Annotated in this window: 23 protein-coding genes; 5 read left to right on the forward strand and 18 right to left on the reverse strand. The window is 48.5% G+C overall.

What is annotated here, in order from left to right; all coding sequences use genetic code 11:
- Positions 1 to 62 precede the first annotated feature (62 nt).
- Positions 63 to 1793, reverse strand: coding sequence for a HEAT repeat domain-containing protein (locus HYX48_04595; protein ID MBI2743177.1), 1731 nt, complete (start codon positions 1791 to 1793; stop codon positions 63 to 65).
- A 172-nt stretch (positions 1794 to 1965) separates the two neighbouring features.
- On the opposite strand from HYX48_04595, the gene HYX48_04600 reads away from it, so the two are divergent.
- From HYX48_04600 to HYX48_04610, 3 genes are read left to right on the forward strand one after another with little or no spacing between them, the layout of a single operon-like run.
- Positions 1966 to 2721, forward strand: coding sequence for a hypothetical protein (locus HYX48_04600; GenBank protein MBI2743178.1), 756 nt, complete (start codon positions 1966 to 1968; stop codon positions 2719 to 2721).
- A gap of 8 nt (positions 2722 to 2729) precedes the next feature.
- Positions 2730 to 4292 carry a hypothetical protein gene (locus HYX48_04605; GenBank protein ID MBI2743179.1) on the forward strand — a complete coding sequence of 521 codons (1563 nt, stop codon included), beginning with the start codon at positions 2730 to 2732 and terminating at the stop codon, positions 4290 to 4292.
- Between the two features lie 44 nt (positions 4293 to 4336).
- Positions 4337 to 5746 (forward strand): hypothetical protein, encoded by a 1410-nt coding sequence (locus HYX48_04610; GenBank protein MBI2743180.1) that lies wholly within the window; start codon positions 4337 to 4339, stop codon positions 5744 to 5746.
- Between the two features lie 144 nt (positions 5747 to 5890).
- Here the strand turns inward: HYX48_04610 and HYX48_04615 are convergent, their stop codons facing one another.
- From HYX48_04615 to HYX48_04670, 12 genes are all read right to left on the reverse strand, one after another.
- Positions 5891 to 7801, reverse strand: coding sequence for a DUF3604 domain-containing protein (locus HYX48_04615; protein MBI2743181.1), 1911 nt, complete (start codon positions 7799 to 7801; stop codon positions 5891 to 5893).
- A gap of 66 nt (positions 7802 to 7867) precedes the next feature.
- The gene (locus tag HYX48_04620; protein MBI2743182.1) at positions 7868 to 9199 is read right to left on the reverse strand and encodes an HlyC/CorC family transporter; all 1332 of its coding nucleotides are present in this window, start codon (positions 9197 to 9199) and stop codon (positions 7868 to 7870) included.
- 22 nt (positions 9200 to 9221) lie between these two features.
- Complete coding sequence (gene ybeY / locus HYX48_04625; GenBank protein ID MBI2743183.1) at positions 9222 to 9683, reverse strand: rRNA maturation RNase YbeY; 462 nt, start codon at positions 9681 to 9683, stop codon at positions 9222 to 9224.
- Positions 9680 to 9841, reverse strand: coding sequence for a small basic protein (locus tag HYX48_04630; protein MBI2743184.1), 162 nt, complete (start codon positions 9839 to 9841; stop codon positions 9680 to 9682). Before HYX48_04630 ends, ybeY begins: the two co-directional genes overlap by 4 nt.
- Positions 9842 to 9878: 37 nt before the next feature.
- A complete protein-coding gene (locus HYX48_04635) occupies positions 9879 to 10052 on the reverse strand; it encodes a hypothetical protein (protein MBI2743185.1) in 174 nt (57 codons plus the stop codon).
- A 56-nt stretch (positions 10053 to 10108) separates the two neighbouring features.
- Positions 10109 to 10777, reverse strand: a complete 669-nt coding sequence (locus tag HYX48_04640; protein ID MBI2743186.1) for a DUF502 domain-containing protein — start codon at positions 10775 to 10777, stop codon at positions 10109 to 10111.
- Positions 10774 to 11457, reverse strand: a complete 684-nt coding sequence (locus HYX48_04645) for a DUF502 domain-containing protein (GenBank protein ID MBI2743187.1) — start codon at positions 11455 to 11457, stop codon at positions 10774 to 10776. Before HYX48_04645 ends, HYX48_04640 begins: the two co-directional genes overlap by 4 nt.
- 9 nt (positions 11458 to 11466) lie before the next feature.
- Complete coding sequence (locus HYX48_04650; protein ID MBI2743188.1) at positions 11467 to 13668, reverse strand: VacB/RNase II family 3'-5' exoribonuclease; 2202 nt, start codon at positions 13666 to 13668, stop codon at positions 11467 to 11469.
- Positions 13669 to 13685: 17 nt separating this feature from the next.
- A complete protein-coding gene (locus tag HYX48_04655; GenBank protein MBI2743189.1) occupies positions 13686 to 14501 on the reverse strand; it encodes a hypothetical protein in 816 nt (271 codons plus the stop codon).
- A 2-nt stretch (positions 14502 to 14503) separates the two neighbouring features.
- Positions 14504 to 15355, reverse strand: coding sequence for a bifunctional methylenetetrahydrofolate dehydrogenase/methenyltetrahydrofolate cyclohydrolase FolD (gene folD / locus HYX48_04660; GenBank protein ID MBI2743190.1), 852 nt, complete (start codon positions 15353 to 15355; stop codon positions 14504 to 14506).
- The gene (locus HYX48_04665) at positions 15352 to 16152 is read right to left on the reverse strand and encodes an inositol monophosphatase (GenBank protein MBI2743191.1); all 801 of its coding nucleotides are present in this window, start codon (positions 16150 to 16152) and stop codon (positions 15352 to 15354) included. The genes folD and HYX48_04665 overlap by 4 nt, the downstream gene beginning before the upstream one ends.
- Positions 16145 to 16666 (reverse strand): hypothetical protein, encoded by a 522-nt coding sequence (locus HYX48_04670; protein ID MBI2743192.1) that lies wholly within the window; start codon positions 16664 to 16666, stop codon positions 16145 to 16147. The genes HYX48_04665 and HYX48_04670 overlap by 8 nt, the downstream gene beginning before the upstream one ends.
- Before the next feature lie 57 nt (positions 16667 to 16723).
- On the opposite strand from HYX48_04670, the gene HYX48_04675 reads away from it, so the two are divergent.
- The gene (locus HYX48_04675) at positions 16724 to 17329 is read left to right on the forward strand and encodes a sugar transferase (GenBank protein MBI2743193.1); all 606 of its coding nucleotides are present in this window, start codon (positions 16724 to 16726) and stop codon (positions 17327 to 17329) included.
- On the forward strand, positions 17329 to 18330 hold the full coding sequence (gene galE / locus HYX48_04680) for a UDP-glucose 4-epimerase GalE (protein ID MBI2743194.1): 1002 nt from the start codon (positions 17329 to 17331) through the stop codon (positions 18328 to 18330). The genes HYX48_04675 and galE overlap by 1 nt, the downstream gene beginning before the upstream one ends.
- A 171-nt stretch (positions 18331 to 18501) precedes the next feature.
- On the opposite strand, the gene HYX48_04685 is transcribed toward galE, so the two are convergent.
- The 5 genes from HYX48_04685 to rpmG form a co-directional block, all read right to left on the reverse strand.
- A complete protein-coding gene (locus HYX48_04685) occupies positions 18502 to 19332 on the reverse strand; it encodes a polyprenyl synthetase family protein (GenBank protein MBI2743195.1) in 831 nt (276 codons plus the stop codon).
- On the reverse strand, positions 19308 to 20678 hold the full coding sequence (locus tag HYX48_04690; GenBank protein MBI2743196.1) for a UDP-glucose/GDP-mannose dehydrogenase family protein: 1371 nt from the start codon (positions 20676 to 20678) through the stop codon (positions 19308 to 19310). Before HYX48_04690 ends, HYX48_04685 begins: the two co-directional genes overlap by 25 nt.
- Positions 20679 to 20783: 105 nt before the next feature.
- On the reverse strand, positions 20784 to 21572 hold the full coding sequence (locus HYX48_04695; protein MBI2743197.1) for an ABC transporter ATP-binding protein: 789 nt from the start codon (positions 21570 to 21572) through the stop codon (positions 20784 to 20786).
- Positions 21569 to 23122 (reverse strand): ABC transporter permease, encoded by a 1554-nt coding sequence (locus tag HYX48_04700; protein MBI2743198.1) that lies wholly within the window; start codon positions 23120 to 23122, stop codon positions 21569 to 21571. Before HYX48_04700 ends, HYX48_04695 begins: the two co-directional genes overlap by 4 nt.
- Positions 23123 to 23132: 10 nt before the next feature.
- Positions 23133 to 23291 carry a 50S ribosomal protein L33 gene (rpmG, locus tag HYX48_04705; GenBank protein MBI2743199.1) on the reverse strand — a complete coding sequence of 53 codons (159 nt, stop codon included), beginning with the start codon at positions 23289 to 23291 and terminating at the stop codon, positions 23133 to 23135.
- Positions 23292 to 23375: the final 84 nt, after the last annotated feature.

A 23375-nucleotide genomic window follows, 5' to 3' on the forward strand; every position in this document is an offset into this window, starting at 1 on the left:
CGATGCGAGCAAGAATTTTTTATGCATTTAAGGTACGAAGTATACTTATGGGAGGTATTTTTTCACTGCATCATTTGCAGGAGGAGGCCGGCTAGGATGGGTCGATTTTTGGGATTTCCCTCTTGGAGGAGGGTAAGGAGGAGGTCGAGCCCCTTCTCTTCATAGCGCCGGACAAGCGCCTCGAGGGATTCGATGAGGAGTTTAGAGTGCTCTTCGGGGGTCAGCTCAAAGCTGCAGTCGGCAAGGCGCAGGGATGAGCGCATGGTCATCGGTCTAAAGCGGAAGAGCTCGCTCTCTTTTTTTGCGCCCAGCCACTCCATCAGCTGTTTCTCGTAGTTGCCATCTAGCCTAAGCCGAAAGAGAGCTAAATTGCAGTAGGCGCGAATCAGTGGAGCTCCAGCTGTCTGGCTCTTCTCTTTTAGTAGAGTGATCGACTCCTCTGTGTGGAGGTTTTCCAGCAGGTGAACGAGCAGGGGAACCAGATCGCTCTGCCGGCTGTCAAAGATCGATCTAGCAATTCTTAGAAAGGCCGTTTCGGGAAGCTCAAGAGAGAGGCGCAGGAGATGCTCTCTCACGCTTAAAGAGATGGCAGAGAGGTCGAACTGCTCGCTGCTCTTATGGCTTGCAGAGGTAACCACCTTCCATGCCATGTTCGCGCGTCCAAGCGAAAACTGGGGTTGAAAGCCGAGATCTCTGCCATCTCTGAGCAGGAATTCGATTAGAGGACGGGCAGCTCGCTCATCTCGCGTCATCAGGAGCGAGACCGTCGCATTAAAGCGCACCTGCAAGTTGGAGTCTTGAGACAGGGCAAAGAGGAGCTCCTTCACATGAGCTGTATCTCCGGGCTGCAGCTCTCCCAAACTCGCAATTGCAAATAGGTCTTTCCCCTTTGCGAGATCTACTAGCTCTTCTTTAACCTCAGTATTACCAAGAAGATAGAGCGACTTGAGCGCGGAGAGGCGGACGTTAGCGGAAGGGGAGGCTGAGAGTTTTTTTAGCTGAGGCAGCGACTTTGAATCTTTCAAAATTCCCAGAGCGTAGGCGCACGCCTCCTGCTCTGCGATGTTGAGGTGCGTCGCTTGCGCGCGTATTTGAGGGAGAAGATCATCTCTTTCATACCTTCCCGCATTTAAGATCGCTTCAGTTCTTACAACCGGGCTTCTCTCATCCATCATGTGGCGTAAAACGGAGATCGCATCTGTCGTGCCAATCAGCGCAAAGAACTCCGGGAAGAAGAAGCGCATCTCCTCTGGAACACGGTGCATCAGCGCTTCAAGCTGTCCCGTCACCATGCGATGCTTGCGCATCGAGAGGAAGTAGGCGGCTTCGAGCCTAGAGAAGAAGAACTCAGAGCCCATCGCTTTAACTAGGAGCTCGTCGCTGTGGTCGTCTTGGAGACGCCCCAGCAGCTGGATCGTCGCCATCTGCGTTTGAGGGTGTGGGCTTCTAATCCCACTCTCTAAAATCTCCCACGAGGAGGAGGTTCCGGCAAGGCCCGCTCCGAAGATGCTTACCAGCTGCCTCTCAGGATCTGAGCTTCTCGCCCCCTCTTCCAGCAGAATCTGTCCAAACTGGTGGAGCACCTCAAAATCATGCCTTCCTAGTTTGGTCTTCCACTTTCTGTATAAAGCAAAACTTTTACTGTACTCCCCAGACTGAAGCAGATAGGTGATCTGCCGCTTATCCACGCTGCTCTCTTCAGAAATCGGCTCAGCAGCCGGCTGAACCTCAGCAGTTAAGAGCAGAGGGGAGAAGAGCGTCGAAAGAAGTAGAAAAAATTTGATTCTATTCACAATCGCAGCATATACTTTTCGTCGATTTTGTGACGAGTAAACTGACTGAAAAATAAAATTATAATTGCTTGTTTCCCTCGTTTAATTACTGGTTTGAGAGAGCTGTTTATATAATTTTAATGATCAAAAGTGTATCATATTTGTAATGCATTTAACATTTTAAGGTATAGCCATGAGTTTCGACTCTAAAGGTACTTTTGGAGGTACATCTGGGCTTGGTCTTCCTGGAAGAAGTCCACGTTGGGATGATGAGGTCTACGATCTCTCATTCGATACCAAGGGCGCGCCCCCGAGACCCTATAACGCCGCATCTGAAAGCAAAGGTGATGGTAAATATTCTGCAGGTGCCAGCTCGCTTGCTTCTGTAGCTGTAGGCGGGCAAGGACAGCCCCCACTTCAACCGCTTATGCCGCGCAGGCCTGCTCCCTCATGCATAGGGTGTCTAAGCGCCTGCTTCTCTTGCGGCTTAAGCTGTCTTGTGGCCCTGCTTAGATTTATCTTCTGCTGCGGAGCCAGAGCTCCAACCACCCCACCAGAGAGAGTTCTAACCCCGCTTGAAGCAGTAAGGAAATTTCACACTGATTGGAGTGCGCAGTCACTTTCGCTTGAGGCAGGCAAAGGAGCTTATGATTGGAGGAGTGAGATTATAAAGCTTCCTCATGCAGCTATCTCTTTCGGTATACACCATGCGATGGAAGTGGGGAAAAAATATGCGAACCTCGCACAAATGACTCCGCAAGAACTTTTTGATGTGGTTCGAGATAACTATGGCGAGGAGAAGTTTCTAGCTGGCCTTTTAGCGTGGGCCGACTTGCAAGATGCCAAAAAAAGAGAAGGTAGCAACGTTGCAACAGGAAGCTCTGCCGCAGCCTTTCGCCTGGAGACTGCCGCCCTTGCAAAGTTCAAAGACCTTAGCATTAATAATTAGGAGAAAATATGTCAGCTAGAGAAGTTCGAGGGCCTGCAGCTACACCACCGGCATCTGTCTCTCAGGCAGGAGCGGCGCGACCAGCTGAGTACAAAGCTCCGATCCATCCCGATGCGCTCAGCAGTGCGGGCAGAGGTGAGCTGCCTGGACCTCAAGGCGGCATTTGGGAGTGCATAACCAGCCTCTTCCTCTCTTGTTACGAGTGCATTGCGGCACTTCTTAGCTCCTTCATGCCAGCTCCGCAAGCTGAGCCACAGCCTCGCAGAGAAGAGCCAGCTGCCGCTGCACCAGCTGCTCCAGCCGTCCCTGCAGACGCAGTCGCTACTCCTGCTCAGAGAGCAGATAAGTTTGCATGGTTAAAGAGCGTGGGTACGTTTGGACATAGTCGGGTCTACGCAGAAAAGAGACAGTGGGCAAAAGAGGTGCAAGAGCGCCTTTCTGCTGAAGCGTGGGAAGGTGGCGGGAGAGCGTATGTTGAAGCGCAGATGCAAGAGTGCGATCCTTATCAGATACCAGAACTGACTTCTACTGACGTCGCATTTGCATCTAGATTTGTCGGTTTAAAAGGACATGCTTATTTGGACGGTAGGCCCGCCTATACAGAAAAAGGCGAGTGGAAGAGGGAGCTGCAAAAGCTTCTGCATCCTCAAGCATGGGCAGCAGGCGCAAGAGCGTTTGTTGAGAAGTCTCCGCGCCTAACACATCGTGAAGGAGTTACAAATCAGCAGATTTTTGATGCGCTTGAGATGTTTGATGAGCATTTTGTCGAGGGTGTACGGGCATGGGCTAACAACGTTCAAGTTCTCGTAGGATACCCCGCACAGTATGCACAGTTTAACAGGAACCATGGTGAGTGGATTAAAAGCGGTAGTGCTGACGATCGGATCGTGCAGGAGTTTAATCGGGTAAAAGGCAATGCAGAGGCTCTTAATCGGATACTGGAACAAGCGCAGAAGTATGAGTGCGATCCTAAGGCGCTCGTGATTCGCGATGTTAAGCCTTCAGCTGGTGCAGCAGCAGCTCCCGACGCTCCTCTGGAAAAAAAAGAGAAGATTTTTCGCCAAGTAACTCTTAGCGATTACCCGCAGGTTCGGGCTTTTTGCGATCTACCTGCAGATTTAAAAATTGACGAGTGGAAGAGAGAGGCGATGAAACTCCATCCCGAAGTGTGGGCAGTTGGAGCGATGGCCTGCTATGGTCATTTGACAGATCAAGGTAAAATAGGTATCAAGACCAGTCAGGATCTGTTCGATTCAATAAGTGTCATAGACATCCACTTTTTTACTGCCGGAGTGAAAGCCTGGTGTGAGGTGTGGCTGAACCAAGATAGATATGTGAAGTCTAAAGAGATGTTCGCTGATCGGATAGCTGCACTTCCACCCGAGGATGCCGCTGATAGGAAGGGCGAGCCTCTTTCTTTCCCTGATTCGCCTGAGGCCTTTAATGATATGGCTGCTAGAGGTGCTAGAAACTTAATTCGCAGCCATGAGAAGAATTTAGCCGAGAACAAGGCAGCTGTTCAGAGATTTGGATGCGATCCAAAGACCCTTGTCGTAAAAGCGCCTGTGTAATCTAATTAACACTCTTTTTATTAGATTTCACAGGATTGGAAGGTATGAGTGCAGCTGCGCCGATAGGTGGTGGTCCACGTCTAGAACGTAAACAGGGAGTTCAGGAACCTGCCGCGCAAGGAAGCAGGCCAGGTCAAACGCACATCTCGACACTTAAACCGCATGAGAAGGCTCCAGCGCCAGCTGATGAGGGCGACTGCTTAAGCTCTCTTTTAAGTCTTCTTTCATCCTCTTGGACATGCATCGAAGATCTTTTCGAATGGATTCTCTCCCTTTTTTCTCAGGCTGAAAAGCCCATGCCTCCGCCGCAACTGGAGCTCTCTCCTCTTCTAGCTTCAGCTGAAAACCTTTATCGAGGCTGGCTCAGTGCAAAAAACCTCCCGCAAGGAAGCTTATCAACATTAGTGACAGAGTGGCAAGTTGCTTTAAAAAACCTTCCAGCGGTTGTTTTGAAAGCTGGGGTAGCCCAATTTTATGCAGAGTCTGGCAAGATCCGCGAAGACAAAAAATTAACCGAAGATCAGCTCTTAGAGAAGATAAAAGGTGATTTTAGTAATCGAGAGTTTTTAAAAGGGGTTGGGCGCTGGATCGATATTCAGAAGGCAGAGGCCGCTAAAGCTACAATTGACGCCTTCTTTGAGCGCTGGTTTTCTAATCCACAAACAACGGGCACAAAAGATGAGTGGGCAAGAGATCTAGACGCTCTAGTCGCGCTCAAGATTAAAAAGCTCTCTTCTCTTCTTAAAGATTCTTGCAGAACACTTGTTGAACGTCGGACTCGAATCAAGGGGAGTCTAGAGGAGGCGTACGGCAGACTCAAGGAGGCTCCAGCCGATCCTCGCGCCAGGGCAGCTATACAGCAGTGGAGAGCACACCACCTGTGCGAACTTCACTGGCATGCGACTGTCCAATCTGAAAAATCAGTTGAACAGCAGGTGTTTGAGCGCTGGAATGGTAAAACTTTAACAAAGAGCGATGATGAGAAAGCTCTCTGGAAGAGGGAGTATGAGATGCTCCCATCTCCTGCGCGCCAGCAGGGCTTTGCCGCTTTTTGCAGCTCTTTAGATGGGGCTTGGTCAGCGCTCAGCTCTGAGCAAATTTTTCTGTTCATCAGAGATAGAGCTAAGGAGCTCTTCAAGCCGCTGGTATTACACATTAATTGCCTGACCATGACCTCACTGAACGTAAGCATGAAGGATGATGAGACGATTTTACAATCGATTAGGGAGCGCCCGCAGGATTTTCATGCGCAGTTACTTAAGTGGATAGATTCGCAACTGCGTACAGGAAAACTAAAAGAGTTTGGGAACTACTTTTCGATGGAGCAGACTGGAGAACTTATCCAAAACAGCCCCGGCAATCCCGCCTTTCTAAGAGGGATAGCCGGCATCGCTCAACCCGCCCCCACTTTAGCTAGCATCACAGACGACGCTGCTGGCTGGGACAATGATTAAAAAAAAAGCCCGTGTTCTTGTGTGGAGTGCGGCGACCCGGCGCCGCTTTTCTCGAGATCGACCTGTCGATCTCTCCGTGAAGAAAGATTGCCGAGGCGGTGCTCAAGAAAAACGGTGACGAGTCACCGCACTACAAAAAAAGAGTTAGCGCTTCTTGGGCTTCTTAGCCGGAGGAGTGACGACCATATCTGGGTAGTCGATCCAGATGGGTGAACTCCAAGCGATATGACCATCTTCTTGCACGACGCGGACGTAGTAGTAGGCAAATGGAGGTCTCTCATCTGCAGATGGGAGAACGACATTTCCTAGCGGCTCCATGTCATCATGCGCGAAGTCAAGGGTACTTTCTTTGGGGTGGAAGGTGTGCATCACTTCGCCGTTGCGGATGATGGAGACCTCTTTAAGAGGAGCCGTTCCTGCGATGTATCCTGTGAGGTGACGGTTAAAGGCGAGGCCAGGTTTTGCTTTTGTTGAGAGCTCTGTTCCCATTCCGGAACCTGCAATGAAGAAGCCAACGACGATTCTCTCTCCTGTAGTGGCGTAGCAGTTGCGGTTCTGGAGGGCATGAAAGAGCGCCTCACGCGTCTGCTCCACAGCGTAGATGGCTGTAAGCCCTGGGCTATACTGCACCTGGTCGCTTTCAAAGAAGTCGCTGTAGATGCCGCGATCATCGAGGCCACCGGCAACGAAGCCGAAGCGGATGTTGCGAGAGAGGGCTTTGCGAATCGAACCCTTTTCAGACTCTACGACGCCTTTTTTGCCTTGGCAGATGATGGGGCGTAGGTTTCCCTCTTTTGCAAGACACTCGGAAGATCCCCAAGCGTTGTAGATCTCAACAACGCGTTCAAATTCAAGTGTAAAGTCGTCAAAAGTGGTTTCAAACCCCTTGCCCATTGTGAAGCTTGGAATAGAGATCATCTCTTTGGGATGGTGTCCCTTGTAGATTTTTTTTAGGGTGTTCGACTTCGCCTCTTTCTTGCGTTGCAGCGGGCGGCTGTCTTTGGAGTAGACGATGTTTCTAAGTCCCTCTTCAGGTGCGTTGTTAAACCACTGAAAACCGAGGAAGGTGACAAAGCGCATCTCCTCGTTAAATTCTGCAATTTGTAGGGAGATCGACTTCCATAGCTCATTCGATGTCTCTTCAGTGCTTTCGAAGGGGGAAGAGCCAAAAAATTGAAGCGCGTGCTCGTCTCGGAAGTGGCGCAAGCAGGCTTCGATATTTTCTGTGGAATCAATGCGTTCAGACTCTCCATGGAGAAGTCCCCAGTAGAGATTGCGGTCGCTCTCGGGAAAGCACTTAATGGGCGCCGAGTAGAACTTCTCTTTTGTGGCAGTATTCAGGAGTTGGATTTTGTAGACGCCAGCCTCATTGAAATAGAGGTTAGGTAGGTTGAGGAAGCCTGTCTCAGGAACAAAGAGCTTCCAAGTGAGGTTTTCTCTGAGCTGCTCATAGGAGAGCTCGATGAGTGTGCCTTCTGGTGCATTATTCGTGAGGTTTCCAAAGCTATCTTCAAAGCGGACGATCACATCAAATCTGCGATTTTTGGAGACGACAGAAGGAGCGATGATTCTGATGTTACTTAACTTGTTGCCTCGGACATCAAGGCCGAACACTTCGGGCTCGCGGAAGTCGCCTTTTCCTTTCGGATCGATGAAGAGGTGGAAGGGGCGGCGTCTCTGCAGATGGTTCTGCGCGCGGTTGCCTTTATCTTGTTTTAGTTTATCTGGTGTTCCTAAAAAGATAGATAGCGTGTCTCCAGCTTTTACTTCAGAAGGTAGGGTGAACTCAAAAACGGGTGCAAAAGCATTTGCAAGTTCAACTTGTTTTGCAGGAAGCGCTTTGCCATCTGGCAGCTCTGCCCAGATGAGGTTCTTCTTGTCTTTTGCGTTTACTTGAGGGATCTCCCAGTCGATCGGCCTTCCTTTGCTGAGTAGGTCGAATCGCAGTCTTGTGCCTTTAGGCAGAGCTGCAGCTGTTGTGTAAGAGAACTTCCAAGTTCCAACGGCGCCTGCTAGGGCAGCATTTGGTTCGCATAAACAAATAGAGCGTCTCATGAATTATTTACCTGTAAACAGAATAGTGCCAAATTTTGCCTTAAGAAGCGTTTCTTTAGCAAGGAATCAGTTTTCTTTTGGGGTGAGTGAGGTGATCCGGATTTTGTCCACTGAGCGCTCATCTGAGGAGAGGACCTCTAAATCGAACTCATCATGGTGGATTTTCCAGCCTTTGGAGGGGATCGTTCCTGCGCGGTGAACGATATAGCCGCCAAGGGTGTCATATTCGGGGTTCTGAGGGATCTTGATGCCTAGCTCTCCTTCGATGTCTAGGATGCTCATTTTACCATCTACGATCCAGCCTCCGCCGGGAAGTACAGAGAACATGATCTCTTCGTCGATGTCATACTCGTCGGCGATCTCGCCTACAAGCTCTTCGAGGATATCTTCAATCGTGATGATTCCCTCGGTGCCGCCCCACTCATCTACAACGATGGCGAGGTGGATCTGCTTGCTGCGAAATTCTTGAAAGAGCTGGGAGATTTTTTTTGTCTCTGGTGTGTAGAGAACGGGCTTTAAAAAATCTTCTATTGAGTTTTTAAGTTTCTTATCTTTCTCTTTATCGGTCGAGGCTTGAAAGTAGTGTTTCAGAATGTCTTTAAAAAGAAGGACTCCCACGATGTTATCGACGCTCTCACGGTAGATGGGAATACGGCTATAGCCCTGCAGGAGGAAGCTCTCGGTCGCCTCTTGTAAAGAGGTGTCGATTGGAAGGCTAAAGATATCGATTCTAGGAACCATCACTTCGCGCGCGATTCTCTCTTTAAAGGAGACTACAGACGAGAGTAGTTTCTGATCGCTCTGGTCGAAGTAAGGGGCGAGGTCTGAATCTTGCAGTACCTCTAGAAACTTGTTTCTCATGTCGACATCAGGCTCGAGCTTTCGCAAAGTGGGCGCCTTTGGCAGGAAGAGCCCTAATATCTTAAAAAGTGGTGCGTTGATTAATGAGAAGATGAGGAGGAGGGCGGCCGAGAAGGGGGTGGCAAAGCCTAGATATTTTTTTGGGCTTGCTAAGCTGATGAGGTTGATGATGAAGTTAGTCGCAAGAGAGACTCCGATGATTATGCCTGCAATGAGCAGAAGCCAGATGATGTCCCAAGCTTTTTCCGCAGAGTGGAGAGCTTGGCTAAAGGGTTCTATGCTGACCAGAAAGAGGAAGAAGAAGAGAGCGTAGCAGAGTTGCATCAGCTGTTTGGTTAAGCTAAGCGAAAAGAAGAGGCCTTCCCAGATGCGCTCTCCAAAGAAGAATTCAAGGTAGGCACGTATGGCTTTTAGAGATGAGCGCTCCTTTAGCAATTTTTCAACGTAGCTTCTTCCTAAACGATTGAGTGCCGTGCTCGTGCCGTTGAGGAGGCTCGTTCCAAACAAAAAAAGCAGAAAGAAGGCGGGGTTATCCATAATCGGTAATTATATATTTTTTTTATTCAGGTTTCAACAGAGCGTTTTTTTGCTGAAGAGATTTCATGCAGCGGCGCTCCTGAGCGCGCATCTCCTTCTTCTCCTCAGGAGTAAGATCGTCGAAACCTATTAAATGCAATATTCCGTGGACGAGATAGAGAGTTGTCTCTTGGTAGGGATCCAACCCATTTTTTTTAGCGTATTTAATTGCAACAGCGGGGCAGATGAAGACCTCGCCGAGGTGGCAGGTGGAGATTGTCCGTTCTCCTGGGGCGTCGATAGGAAAGGAGATTGTGTCGGTTGGGGTTGGGTCGTCGAAGTAGTGAAGGTGTAGCGCTGAGATCTCTTTTTCGCTGACGAAGTGCACAGAGATCTCATCACAAGAAAGGCCAAGGAAATCTAGCGTAGCTAGAACAGATGCCTTGGCCGATGTCTTAGAAATGCGAAGAGAGCGCTGCTTGTTGTATATAGTGCAGTCGATCAAGGGAGAATAGGGGTCTTTGGAAGCCCTGTTACTCTTGTGTTTGCTCCCTCTTTCCACTTGCCGAGCTTTTTCAGAACGTCGACGCGCTCAAAGCGCTTGAGAACGTTGCGTTTTTTAGTGCCGGTATTGGATTTTCCATAACTGCGGTGTCTAGACATAAACTTCCCTAAATTAAAAAATTAGTTAAAGAGTTCCCTATTTTATTTTAGGGATGAAGAGCCTTTTTGCCATGGCGCCATCTGCTGCATTCACATGTGGCTTATAACCAACGGGCAGATTGTCTTTTAAAGGGCCAGTCTTCTTGGCTGGTGCCTTGCGGCGGCGTGGGGACATATTGCGAATTTTCGCCTGTCTGCTAATGCGTACCATGAAGTTTCTCCTATGCAGGTTTGAGGAATCATTATAGATCTAGCGATCTAAAACGATCAAGGTTTTTTGGAGGGGTCGCTGGTTTGGCTGATATTTTCTCCAGGATGAACAGCACCGCACGAGAGGAGAAATTTGAATGCGTCCTCGACGCTGACATCGACTTCCATCACATTTTTTTTTGGAGAGAGGAGCATATACCCCGATAATGGGTGGGGTGATGTGGGAACAAAAATAGACTGGTCAACGTCAAAAACAGCCTTTTTGCACACTGCGGGGGCATCGCCAGTGATAAAACCTAGAGTATGTGCTTCGAGATGAGGAAAGGGGATTAGGACTGTTTTTTTGAAGGTCTTTGTGCTCTGAGAGAAGATCGCGCCTGTTACCTCTTTAGAGATGCGGTAGACGGCCTTTACAAAAGGTAGTTTAAGAAAAAGATAGTGTGTGGAGCTGATGAATGTCTTAAAAAAAATCTTTCTTCCCAAAAAGCCTAGTATCATGGTGAGTGCAAAAAGTAGGATCAGGGCCATCACCCGGCTGATAAAGATTACGAGGGTCTCATGGCTCTCAAGGTTTAAGCCAGTCTTATGCTGGTAGGCTAGAAGCAGATTTTCAGTGATTCCGAGTAGGGGTGTGGTAAAAAAATTAAAGAGCCAGGAGACGATCATCAGTGTGAGCGCAATCGGAAGGAGCGTGATGAAACCTGTCGCTAGATATTTTTTTATCACGTTCTAGAGGAAGTTGGAGGAAAGTTTGACTTTAGAGAAGGATCTAGCTCGGCAGGAATAATAACTCCACAAGAGACGATAAATTTAATCGCGTCTTCGGGTTTCATGTCGACATAGATAAGGTCTTCCTTAGGGAACATGAGCAGAAAGCCGGTGGTAGGGTTTGGCGTAGTAGGAACTAGAACAGAGATTAGATCTCTACCAACTTTCTCGGAGCAAGTTGCAGGGGCATCTCTTGCGATCAAGCCCAGCACATAGACCCCAGGATGTGGGAAGGGAACCATGACCACCTGTTTAAAACTCTTCTTATCGGAAACAAAGAGCGTTTTAATGATGTCTTGGGTCGTTTTGTAGACCGTATTCACAATAGGGATACGGTGTAGCACCTTGTCGCTGAGCCGGAGCAAGCTTGTGATGAAGAACCAGCGGGTGACCATTCCAAGAAAAACGGTGAGGAAGAAGAGGAGAACTAAGATCAGAAGTTGGCTGCCGTATCGGATCACTTCATCGGGTGTAAAAAAGAGGAAGTTGTTTTGAACGACCTGATGGTAAGAGAAGAAGCTGGAGACGAGCTCCACAAAAGGTTTTGTCAGGAAGTTAATTAAAAAGCCGATGATAGCAATTGTAACTGCTAGTGGAAGGAGGATGACGAGCCCGGTAATAAAGTATTTTTTTAGCATATCCTGACTCTAACGTTTTTTATCTTCTCTTTCAAGAGGGGGGCTTCTTTTTTTGCGTCTCGCTCTAGAAGAGACCAGCTCCCATGTCGTTTCCAGTGTAATCAAATTAATAGATGTGGCGCGCACTTGTATAGACTCGCCTGAGAAGTGGCGCTTGCCGCTCGTCTTTCCGATGAGGAGATTTTTTTTGGGGTCAAATTGGAAGAAGTCATCCTCAAGATCCGAGATGTGAAGAAATCCCTCAAGCATAAGATCGGCCATTTCAAAAAAGAAGCCGAAGGGTTTAAGCCTGGTGATCTGTGCAGTATAGATTCGCTCGGGGTCTGCCTTCATATACTTGTCGAGCAGGCGTAGTTTTTTCAGCAATTTTACAGAGGATTCTGCGCGGAAGGAGACGCGCTCCTGATCTGAACATTTCAGAGCGATTTTCTGCATGTCGATGTCCGGGCTCTCTTCACCGAAGAGAACTCGCTGAGTGACGAGATCCGTATACCGACGGATCGGACTTGTGAAGTGGCAGTAGTACTCGAGAGCAAGGCCGAAATGGCCAATGTTTTCCGGCGAGTAGTAGGCGAGCTTCATGCTGCGGATAAAAGCTACAGAAAGCTGCTGGGAAAAAGAGGTCTGTTTAGCCTCTTCAAAAAGCTTCTGAACGTCTTTTGTTTCAGGTTTTGGAGGCAGAGTGAATCCAAGAGATCGAGCAAGAGCATAGAAGTCCTGGATGTTCTCCTCGGATGGATCTTCGTGAATGCGATAGAGAACCGGTTTGCCGTGCTTGGAAAGGTGAGTTGCAACAACCTCGTTTGCTTTCAGCATGAACTCTTCGACGAGCTGGTGGGTGATGTCATATTCCACTCTCTTAATTCCAAAAGGCTCTCCTTTCTTATCGATCTCGATGACGAAATCGGGAAGAGAGAAGTCGATGCTTCCGCGTTCATAACGCTTCTTTTTTAAGAGCTGGCAGAGCTCAACCATGAGCTCTAAGCTCTTTTTATGTTTGCTCTCTAGCTTCCCATCGAGGACCTCTTTGGCCTCTTCATAGGTGAACCTCTTTTCGCTCTTGATGATGGCGCGCACAATCTTATAATTCTGAAGGGTTCCTTCACGGTCAAAATCCATCAGAACTGAGACTGTTAATCGTTCGACATCGGCGCGCAGACTACAGAGCTGATTCGAGAGCTCTTCAGGGAGCATTGGCAGGCAGAAGCCGGGAAAGTAGGTGGAGTTACAACGTATCTTCGCCTCGATATCAAGAGCCGACATGTTGGGAACATAGTGGGCGACGTCCGCGATATGCACCCCGAGATGGTAGATTCCCTTGCTGTCTAATGTAAGGGAGAGGGCGTCGTCATAATCTTTTGCAGTTTCAGGATCTATCGTGAAGCAGGTGGTTCCAGTAAGGTCTGTTCGGCTTTTATGATCTTTAGGGGTGACCTCGACTCCGAAGCTCTTCGCCTCTTGAATAGCTGCATCTGAAAAGCTGCTGCTGAGATCGAACTCTTCAATAGCTGCTGCATTGTCGCACGAGGGGTCTGAGATGTGTCCGATCAGATGCGACATCTCACATAGAGTAGGTTTGTTTTCATCACCCCACTCATCTACTTTCATGATGATGCGGTCGCCAACTTTTAATGAGCTCTCTTTACCTGCGCGGACGATTACCTCTTTTGCGGTTCCCAAGAGAGGAGCGTGAACAGAGATCTCTCCTTTAGAAGAGATGGAACGGATCGTTCCACCAAGGTGCGTGCGGCCTCTTCTTAAGACGGCTACAACGCGGCCTTCAGGGCCCTTTTCGGACTGAGAATTCGGGTTGATCTCAACTTCGACGTGGTCTCCATCGACCGCATTATCGACGAGATGCTTTGGAATAAAAACATCGTGAGGACACTCGGCGGGATGATCTGGAATAACGAAGCCGAATCCTCGGGGGTGGACTTTGATGAGGCCTGTGATGACATCAGCTCGAGGTTTTTTAAGGGAGAGCTTCTTCTCGCGAATTTCAATGAGTCCCTCTTCGGAGAGCTTCTGTATGATCTCATTGCATAAAGCGTGAAGCGTAGGAGGAAGAGAGAGGCGTTCAAAAAGCTCTTGTGGCTCGAGAGGGGAGTAGCGCCTGCCCTCCATGAACTGGAGAAGCGTCTTTGTCAGATTTTGCGAGAGCTTGTCTTCTTTTTTAACTGGTTTCTTTGAGCTTGATCTTCTTTTTGCCATAAGTTTGGTATAATACTTTAAATCCGACTTAGAGAGAATCTCTCTTTTTCCCTTTCTATCACCTCTTTGCCGTATTTGGCAGTGAGTTCGGGAGTTTCTGTATAAATATTCTTTAAAAGTTCCCAAGTTGGGTCTATATGCCACGCCTCTTCGCCGTCAGAAGAGAGGTAGAGGTTCCAGGCGTGGTGGCCGGTGCGCTGGCCAACGGTGACCTCATCTCTTACAATGTAGGTCTCTCCAGGAGGAATAAGAGCTTTTAACTCCTCATCGGCTTGGAGTTTGTCTATGAAATAGGCGAGAAGTGGAGCCAGATGTCTGCAGACCCCTCTTTTCATTTTTACGAAATCTTCCAGAGGAATTACAGCAAAAAGAAAGCCGTCCCAGGTGAGGGTAAAATCTGCGCGCTGGCGCTCACTATGGAAGATCCACTCCTGGAGGAAGAGATCGACCTCTTGCTCAGACTTTTTTGGATTATGTGAGAAGACCTCATGCTTCACAAAACTACAGGCGAGCCACAAGAGCTCTTCAAGGCATGTGGCATTTTCAATCACGATCTTGCGAAGTTCGAGATACTTCTCTTCAAGCAGGGGGGCATTGTAAGGGTCCCAGGAGATAATCTCTCTGCAGAAAGGATCACCCCCAATAGACGCATAGGGCTGCTTTGAGAGGTGCCCGCTCTCTTCTGATACAACTCGAAATAGTTTTCCCTGGTGCAAAAGGGTCTTCTCTCTCGTGTTGTAGTGCACAAATACTCCGTCTTCAAGCGAGCGCTTATCTGACGCTTCCATCTCTCCAAATGCGAGGATCAGAATGGGAAGAAGAGCTCTTCGCATTTTTACCGCTGGTAACTTAAAAGGGTGTTCGCAAGGAGCATAGCAATTGTCATCGGGCCAACTCCCCCAGGAACAGGGGTGATCTGCGAGCAGAGAGGGGCTACCTCATCGAATGCGACATCTCCGACAATGCGAAACTTGCCATCTGCACTTTGAATGCGGTTTATCCCCACATCAATGACAACGGCCCCCTTTTTTACCATCTCTTTTCTAACGAATTGAGGGCTGCCGATAGCTGCAACGAGAATGTCTGCAGAGCGGCATAGGGCTGGTAGATTTTCCGTAAAGCTATTGGCCACAGTCACGGTTGCATTGCAATCTCTGTTTTTTTGCATCAGAATCGCCGCTAGTGGCTTTCCAACAATATTGCTGCGTCCCAAGATAACGACGTGTTTGCCTTGAAGTGGCACTTCTGCGTGCTTCAGTAGGATATGGATTCCATGTGGAGTGCAGGGAAGAAACCCGTCTAGCTCTCCCAAAAACATCTTGCCTATATTCAGGGGATGGAATCCATCCACATCTTTAAAAGGGGTGATGCGCTCCATTACTCTAGTTGTAGAGATATGAGCCGGAAGAGGGAGTTGAACAAGAATACCATCTACTTCTGGATTCGCATTTAAAAGATCGATCTCATTCAAGAGGGCTTCTTCGCTTAGGCTCTCTTTAAATTCGCGATCGATCGAAAGAATTCCGACCTCCTCGCACTTCTTCTGCTTCATTCTAATATAGGTCTTTGAAGCCGGATTTTCTCCTACAAGAACAAAAGCAAGACCTGGGCGTCTGCGCGTATGGCGGAGCGCCTCTGTAATGCGCATCTCGATTCCTTTAGCGATCTTTGTTCCATCAATTATCATGAAAGCAGCGAGACCATCTTTTCGTGGATAAGGCTATTAGTTGCAAGAACAGTTCCCGAAGTAAAAATCGGATGCTTTTTTCCGTCGTAGTGAGTCAGTTTGCCTCCTGCCTCTTCTAATATTAGCTTTGCAGCAGCAAGATCCCACGGATGAAGGACCACCTCCCAGAAGCCGTCAAAGCGTCCTGCAGCAACATAGGAGATATCAAGAGCTGCCGAGCCGAGCCGTCTGATTGGCATCCCTATTAGCGCTACACTAGAAAAGACATCGATACATTTCAAGGGGTTCTCTTGAAGATTGTAGGGAAAGCCTGTTGCAAGAATAGATTTTTCAATTTCGCGAGTTTCGGAGACTTGAAGCCTTGCGCCGTTCAGATAGGAGCCTCTTCCTTTTTCTGCAATAAAGAGCTCCTGAGTCATCGGTTGATAGACTACTCCGCACAGCGTCTCATCTTTTGTACATGCTGCGATACTAACCGAAAAGAAGGGGATGTTGTGGGCGAAGTTCACTGTGCCATCGAGGGGGTCGATAACCCATGTAATTGACGAACTCGTGCTGTTACTATCGCCACTCTCTTCTGCCAGAAAGCTGTGATCGGGGAACTGCTCGCGGATCATCGAGATGATGCACTCTTCCGCTTTGAGGTCATACTCTGTAACTAGGTTGTGGATTCCAGGTTTTGAGTGAATCGCATATTTCGAGTTGAATCCGGTTTTTAAAAGTTCACCAGCTTTTAGCGCTGCCTGGATGGCTGTAAAGCAGAGATGTGAGGTGTCAGCAGAGTGTTTTTTATTCATCTTTTTTAAACAGTAGATGGCGGAGTCCGCCAATGCGTTTTAAATACTCGTTTACTTTCATCGGGCAAGTAAAACATAGGAATGCATATAGCGCATCTAAAACAGACATTCCCACAAGATCGGTTATTAACAAGCGCCAGTTAATCGGAAGGCGAGAGTCGAGAGCGTGTAAAAAGACCAGTTCAAGAGATCCTGCAACAAGGGAGATTATCAGCGTAAATAGAGTGAGAGCAAGAGGCTTATCCGCGAAGAAGTGGCGCCTCTGGTGGTAGATCAAAAGGGCAGTTAGGCAGTAGATCACGCTATATGCGCCGAAACGCATCTGCGAGCTTAAAAGATCTACCAGTAGACCAGTTCCCGCAGCGATCCAGAGAGAGGTTAAAAAGGATGAGCGCATCAGAACGATGGCAAGGAAAGGTGCAAAAGCGAAGAGGCGTATTGAGGGAAAGAAAGCGGTGCCGAAGATGGCCACCATGAGAGCCAAAATAAAGGGGAGGTAGATCTGCTTGAGCATTACGCTAAGTTAATCTCTTTAGAATTTAAATGCAAAACAGCTATTATGCCTGTCAATATGTGTAAACGTCTGTTTGATATTGTCTTTAGTGCATCGGTTCTCCTGCTTGGATCGCCGATTTATCTGATGATTGCGCTCGCTGTTAGGATCACATCTTCTGGGTCGATATTTTATGCATCAAGCCGTGTCGGTTTGGGCGGCAAGCCATTTCCTTGCTGGAAGTTCCGCACCATGTTTAAAGATGCTGATTGTAGGCTCAAAGAGCTGCTGGATGGCTGCCCTGATTTAAAAAAAGAGTGGGAGACCTTCTGGAAACTACAGAATGATCCGCGCGTCACTCCTGTCGGAAGGTTTCTTCGAAAAACTTCGCTAGACGAGCTGCCGCAATTTTGGAATGTTTTGAAGGGAGATCTCAGCGTCGTTGGACCAAGACCAGTTACCGCTGATGAGATCGAAAGATACTATGGAGACAAGGCGGAAAAGATTCTCTCTTTAAGACCAGGAATTACTGGGCTCTGGCAGACTTCGGGAAGAAGCTTGATCACATTTGAAGAGCGGGTAAATCTCGAAGAGAGTTACGTGGAACACTCCTCATTTTTTTACGACATAAAACTTATCTTAAAAACGATTCCCTACCTCTTTTTTTCTAGAGGCGCTTTCTGATGAGATCTGTGATTGTTACAGGCGGAGCAGGCTATATTGGCAGCCACGTATGTAAGACATTAAAATCGGCAGGAATCACCCCCATCACATTAGACAACCTTAGCCAAGGGCATAGAAGAGCCGTAAAGTGGGGCCCGCTGGTCGAGGCGGATATCTCTGATAGGGCTGCTCTCTTAAAACTTGTTCAGGAGTACACTCCATTTGCAGCTATTCATCTCGCTTCGAGCATCAATGTAAGAGACTCTTTAAAAAACCCTTTTTTTTATTATCAGAACAATGTTGTTGCCTCTCTGAGACTGCTCGAGAATCTGTGCGAGGCCGGGGTCAAAAATTTTGTCTTTTCTAGCAGCGCTGCAGTCTACGGGCAGCCTCAAACTTATCCGATTTCTGAAGAGCATCCAAAACTTCCGACCCATCCCTATGGAAAATCAAAGCTAATGGTTGAAGAGATCCTGCAAGATCTCCATTCTGCTTACGGGCTTACCTTTGCAGCTCTGAGGTATTTTAATGCGTCAGGTGCTGATCCAGAGGGAGAGGTAGGCGAAAGCCATAACCCCGAAACTCACCTCATCCCCTTAGTACTAGCCTCAGCGATGGGCAGAGGCCCTACTCTAAGAATAAATGGAGAGGACTTCTCAACGCCTGATGGAACTGCAATTAGAGATTACATCCACGTCACAGATCTTGCTGAGGCGCACTTAAAAGCCCTTCTATGGATATGTGAAAATAAGAAGTGCCTGACTATTAATCTTGGGAAAGGCCAGGGGTATTCCGTGCGCGAGATCATTAGCGCGGTAGAACGCGTGACAGGTCGCACTGTTTCCGTTGAAGTCGGCCCACGCTTCATTGAAGATCCCACTGCGCTTGTGGCAGATCCGAAAAAAGCTCAAACGCTCCTTAACTGGATGCCTCAGCTCTCTTCGCTAGAGACCATCATCTCCACCGCCCACCGCTGGCATCTGCAACTGCCCGCCAGGGAAATGGACGTTAATGGACGTTAATCGACGAGGAACGGACAGGAAATGGACAGGCGGGCAAGAGAGGGGGAAAGAACTCTTTCTCTATTAAGCGCGCGTCCGTTCTGGTCCTTTTCCTGTCCATTTTCGTCCGTTTATGTCCATTTTTTTTCTGCGCGCTTTTTCCAAGTCTCCTCTGAGTGAGATTTTTAAGGGTTAGTGTACTTTTGGAGAGAGGGAGTCGAGGAGGGAGGAGAGAGGGAGGGATGGGACGGAGAGGGAGCTCAGGAGAGACGAGACGAGGGTGAGCTTTTCTTGGGCTAGCGCTTGGGCTTGTGAGGGTGTGAGAATCTGCAGGCAGGAGGTGTTATCTTCACCCGCATCTTCTAGGTCATCAAAGATCTGATAGGCGATGCCAAACTCTTCACCGATCTGTTTAAGGAGAGCGAGATCTCTTGCAGGAGCTCTTCCGATAATTCCACCAAATTCGAGAGCACAAGCAAAGAGCGCGCCGGTTTTTTTTCTATGCATGAGTTCAATTGTTTCAAGATCGAAATCGAGCTCTTCGATGGAGAGATCGATCACCTGCCCCCCAAGCATTCCGTTAGCCCCTGCTCTTTCAGCAAGAGTGCGAGTGAGGGCTAACCTCGTTTCAGCATTCAGGCCAGGGGCAGTAGCCAAGAGTTCAAAGGCGTAGGTCAAAAGGAAGTCGCCAGTAAGAACGGCATGTCCCTCATCGTAAACTTTATGCAGGGTAGGAGCGCCCCTTCGCATGTCATCATCATCCATACAAGGAAGGTCGTCATGAATGAGCGAATAGGCGTGAATCATCTCGAGCGCACAAGCAGGTGTTAGTGCAACATCTTCTGCGACGTGGTAGATTTCAGCTGTTTTTATTGTGAGAAGGGGCCGCAGCCTTTTTCCGGACGATAAGCTGTATAAGGCGGCTTCAAAAAGTGGTAAAATCAGGGGGTGGTGAGCTTCTGAACAGAACTCTTTTAATTTCTCTATGATAGAGCTTCTCAGTGAGTCAAAGCCAGAGAGCATGCTTCCTGCGTGGTTGGTTGTGGAATGCCGATTCCAAAATAGTCGAATCCTCTTTCGAGCATCTCCTGAGACTTGTACTGATTTCTTCCATCGAAAAAGCCTTTTCCGCGCATCTTCGTTAAAAGCTGTTCAAAGTTAACAACGCGAAACTGCTTCCATTCCGTTAGAAGGGCGATCGCATCGGCACCTTCAGCTGCTTGATACTCATCGCTGCACCAGGTGATATTGCTCTGATCTTTCACCGCTTTTTTCATTGCACTCATTGCAATCGGATCATAGAGCCTTAGCTTAGCTCCAGCCTCGCTGAGCTGCTGAATGAGTACAAGTGAGGGTGCTTCTCTGATATCATCTGTATCAGGTTTAAATGAGAGTCCCCAGAGCGCAATCGTCTTGTTTTTGACGCCGCCTTGAGTAGCAAAGTAGGAGAGGATCTTGCTTCCAAGCAGCATCTTCTGCCTCTCATTGATCTCTTCGACGGCTTGGACTAGCGACATCTCGCACCCCGCCTTTTGACCAGATGCAATCAGGGCACGTAAATCCTTTGGGAAGCAGGAGCCTCCATAACCGATTCCCGCATAGAGAAACTGGTAGCCGATCCGCACGTCAGAACCGATTCCCACACGGACAGAGTGGATGTTAGCCCCGATGCTCTCGCAGAGGCGAGATAGCTCATTCATGAAAGAGATTCGCGTTGCGAGCATCGCATTGGCTGCATACTTAGTCATCTCTGCGGAGAGAAGATCCATCGAGATAAAGCGGTCGTGATTCCAGGTGAAAGAGGAGTAGATCTCGCGCATCACCTTTTCGGCATGTGAGTTTTCAACTCCGAGGATGATCCTGTCGGGCTTCATGCAGTCGGAGACTGCGCAACCCTCTTTTAAAAATTCCGGATTTGAGACGAGATCAAAATTGAGGTCTACGCCTCTTTTATCCAGTATCTCGCGTATGCATCTTTTTACTGCATGAGCAGTTCCAGGAGGCGCGGTCGATTTTGTTACAATGACCTTATCTTCTTGCATCTGACGCGCCACCTCAGAGGCAGCTTGCAGTATGTAGCTGATTTCGCAAGAGCCATCAGCAGCAGATGGTGTGGGAACGGCAATGAAGCAGACTGAGCTTGAGTTGACGGCTTCAGCGTAGTCGGTGGTAAAGATGAGGCGGCCAGCCGCCTGGTTGCGCAGAACGAGCTCTGTTAGGCCTGGTTCAAAAATGGGAACATTGCCGTTTTTTAGCTGATCTATCTTCTCTTGGTCGATATCAAGGCAGGTGACATGGTGTCCCATTTCGGCAAAACAGGCACCCGTAACTAGGCCAACATATCCAGTGCCGATAATGAGAAGCTGCATCTACAGATCCTAGTGTGGTTTGTTTATTAATACCGAACTCGGCCTTAAACTTAGAATTTGACTTCGTCGACATCCCAGATTTTAAACCCGCCTGCATCGCTCAACTTATTCAAGTTGAGCTGCTTCGGCGCCGCTTTGCTGATTCAAACTCCGGGCGCCGACTTTGTCACATTCCAAGTTTAAGACCGAGTTCGGTATGAACGATATTCTAGGAGGAGGGACGGATAAAACGCCATCTTTTAGGATGAGGGTTCTGTCGCAGAGGGCAGCGAGGGCAGAGTCGTGTGTAACAACGATTAGCGCCTTACCCTTTTTTTGAGTGCAAGTGAGCAGAAGGTCGTAGATCGTTTTTGAAGTCGACGAGTCGAGGTTTCCAGAGGGCTCGTCAGCAAGGAGCAGGGCAGGGTCGTTTATCAAGGCTCTTGCAATTGCTGCGCGCTGCTTTTCTCCCCCAGAGAGGAGCTTAGCTGGGAAGTCTGCTCGATCAGAGAGTCCTACCCAATCGAGAAGTGAGAGGGCGGAGCGGTAGGCCTCACTCTCTTTGGAAACAGCTCTGCGCGCGATTTTAGCGGGCATGAGGACATTCTCTAGAGTTGTGTACTCTTCAAGAAGATTAAAGGATTGAAATATGAAGCCGATCTTGTTGCAGCGGAGGCTCGCAAGATCTTCTGAATTATAATCTTTTTCGCAGAGCTGGATGCGTCCGCTCGTGGCGCTTTCGAGGCTTCCCAAAATATGTAGGAGGGTGCTCTTGCCTTCCCCCGACTTTCCCATGATCGCCACGCGCTCTCCCTCTCGGACTTCAAGCGACAAGTTGCGAAGCACCTGGAGAGGCGTTGGAGTGTTAAAAGTTTTAGAGAGAGCTTCAGCCTTAAGGATGATCTGAGCAGTCATTCGGACCTCAAGATCTCAGAGGGTTTAAGTCTGCTCGCCTTTACCGCAGGAACGAGACCTGCCAAAAGTGAGATAAGCGGGGTTGCGATGAGAACAAAGAGAAGCGCATCCTGGCTTGGGGTGTGAGGAAGAGTCTTCCCATAAAAAATCGAATTGAGCGCTTCATGGCCTTGTATAAAGCTCAGAAGCTTGACGAGGCTGTCGATGTGTTGAAGAGTGAATACAGCAGCGAGTGTGCCTATTAAGCAGCTAAGCACTCCCATAGCAGCTCCACAGAGAGCAAAGATCCCAGCAATGCTGCGGCCGCTTGCTCCCATAGCTTGCAAAATTCCTATTTCGCGTCGCTTATCGTTAACAAGCAGCACAAGGAGGGAGATAATGTTGCAGCAGGCAACCATCAGGATGATGCTGCCGATTAAAGTAAAAAGATACTTATCGCTCTGAAACTGCATCAGAAGATCTTTTGCGAAATCATAATCGCGAAAAGAGGAGATCTTCCAGTAGCGGCTGATGCCAAGTCTATCGAATTCTGCTTGCAGCTCCGCTTTAACGCTCTCAGCAGCTGTGCACTCCTTTATCCAGACCTGAATCCCGTTAGATTGCGCTCTATCGAGAGTATAGGCTCCTTGAGAGGAGTGGATAGCTCGCACAACAGCAGAGGGGGCTAGGACGCATCGATTGCCCACAGCCATAATGCCTGGATCGTAGAAGCCTGCGACGTAAACGGAGAGGCGCTGCTCTTGAACTGAACTTGTCGTAGTGGCGGCGTAGGAGATATAACCGCGATCTCCAATCAAGACACCACCATCTTGGAAGCTTTTAGGAAGCAGAACTCCAGAGCCGAAGCGGTGGTGAGTAGGAAGGGTTGAGTCTTTTAGTTGGAAGTATTCGAGAGATGGCTCTCTCAAAAATTTCACATGGCTTAGATCTTTTTCTGATGGCGAGATGAGAAGGTCGCCTAAAAACGGGTTTTTTTGTGGGAATGACGCGAGGTAGGAGACTTGTGTGAGGTAACTATGCGTTCTCTCTCCGCTGCGGATCTCATCTGGGCGGATCAGCTCCAATCGAAGAAGTCCGCCGCTCATCTCATAGTCTTGAAAAGTCAGATCCTTTCGCGTCTTTTTAAGATTTTCAAGGGCAGAAAAAGCAAGTTTAACTGGGTCTTTTAAGCTTCCATCTCTTAGCTGTTCAGGAGAGGGAATGTTTTTTGGCAGTTCGCGGTCTTCTTCCGGAGAGTAGGGGTCGGAGAGGGAAGCTCGCGCCTTCTCTCCAATCGTCTTCGAAGAGAATCCAGAAGCTGCGCTCATTGCGTCGATCTGGTAGTAGTAGGAGGCGTAATATGCGGGAGTGGGATTGATTCTAAGCGGTGCATGCAGAGAGGTCATCTTCTCCATCCATCTGCGCTCGATGCCGTCCATTACAGAAAGAAATACAAGAAGTAGCCAGACAACGAGCGAGATGACAAAGACAGAAAGAACCGCTATCAGCGAGGCTGAAAGCTGCTTTTTTCTTGGGATTAGATACTTGCGAGCGATCGAAAATTCAAACAAGGCGCTCTATCTACTTCGCTTCTTTGAAGATGACATGGCGCTTAAGCTTCTTGTCATATTTTTTGCGTTCGATGCGCTCTGTGGTGTTGCGCTTGTTTTTAGTTGTCCAGTAGACTTCTGTACTTTCAGTGCTTTTTAGCTTAATCGATTCACGGGCTGTTTTTGCCATATCTCACCTCAAATTTTTAAACAGAAATTCTATGTTTCTAAAACAAAAAGAACAAGTGGAAAAGAAGACCCCTCTGTATCTAAA

The organism is Chlamydiales bacterium (assembly GCA_016185065.1).
In the GTDB taxonomy this organism is placed as follows: Bacteria; Chlamydiota; Chlamydiia; order Chlamydiales; family Rhabdochlamydiaceae.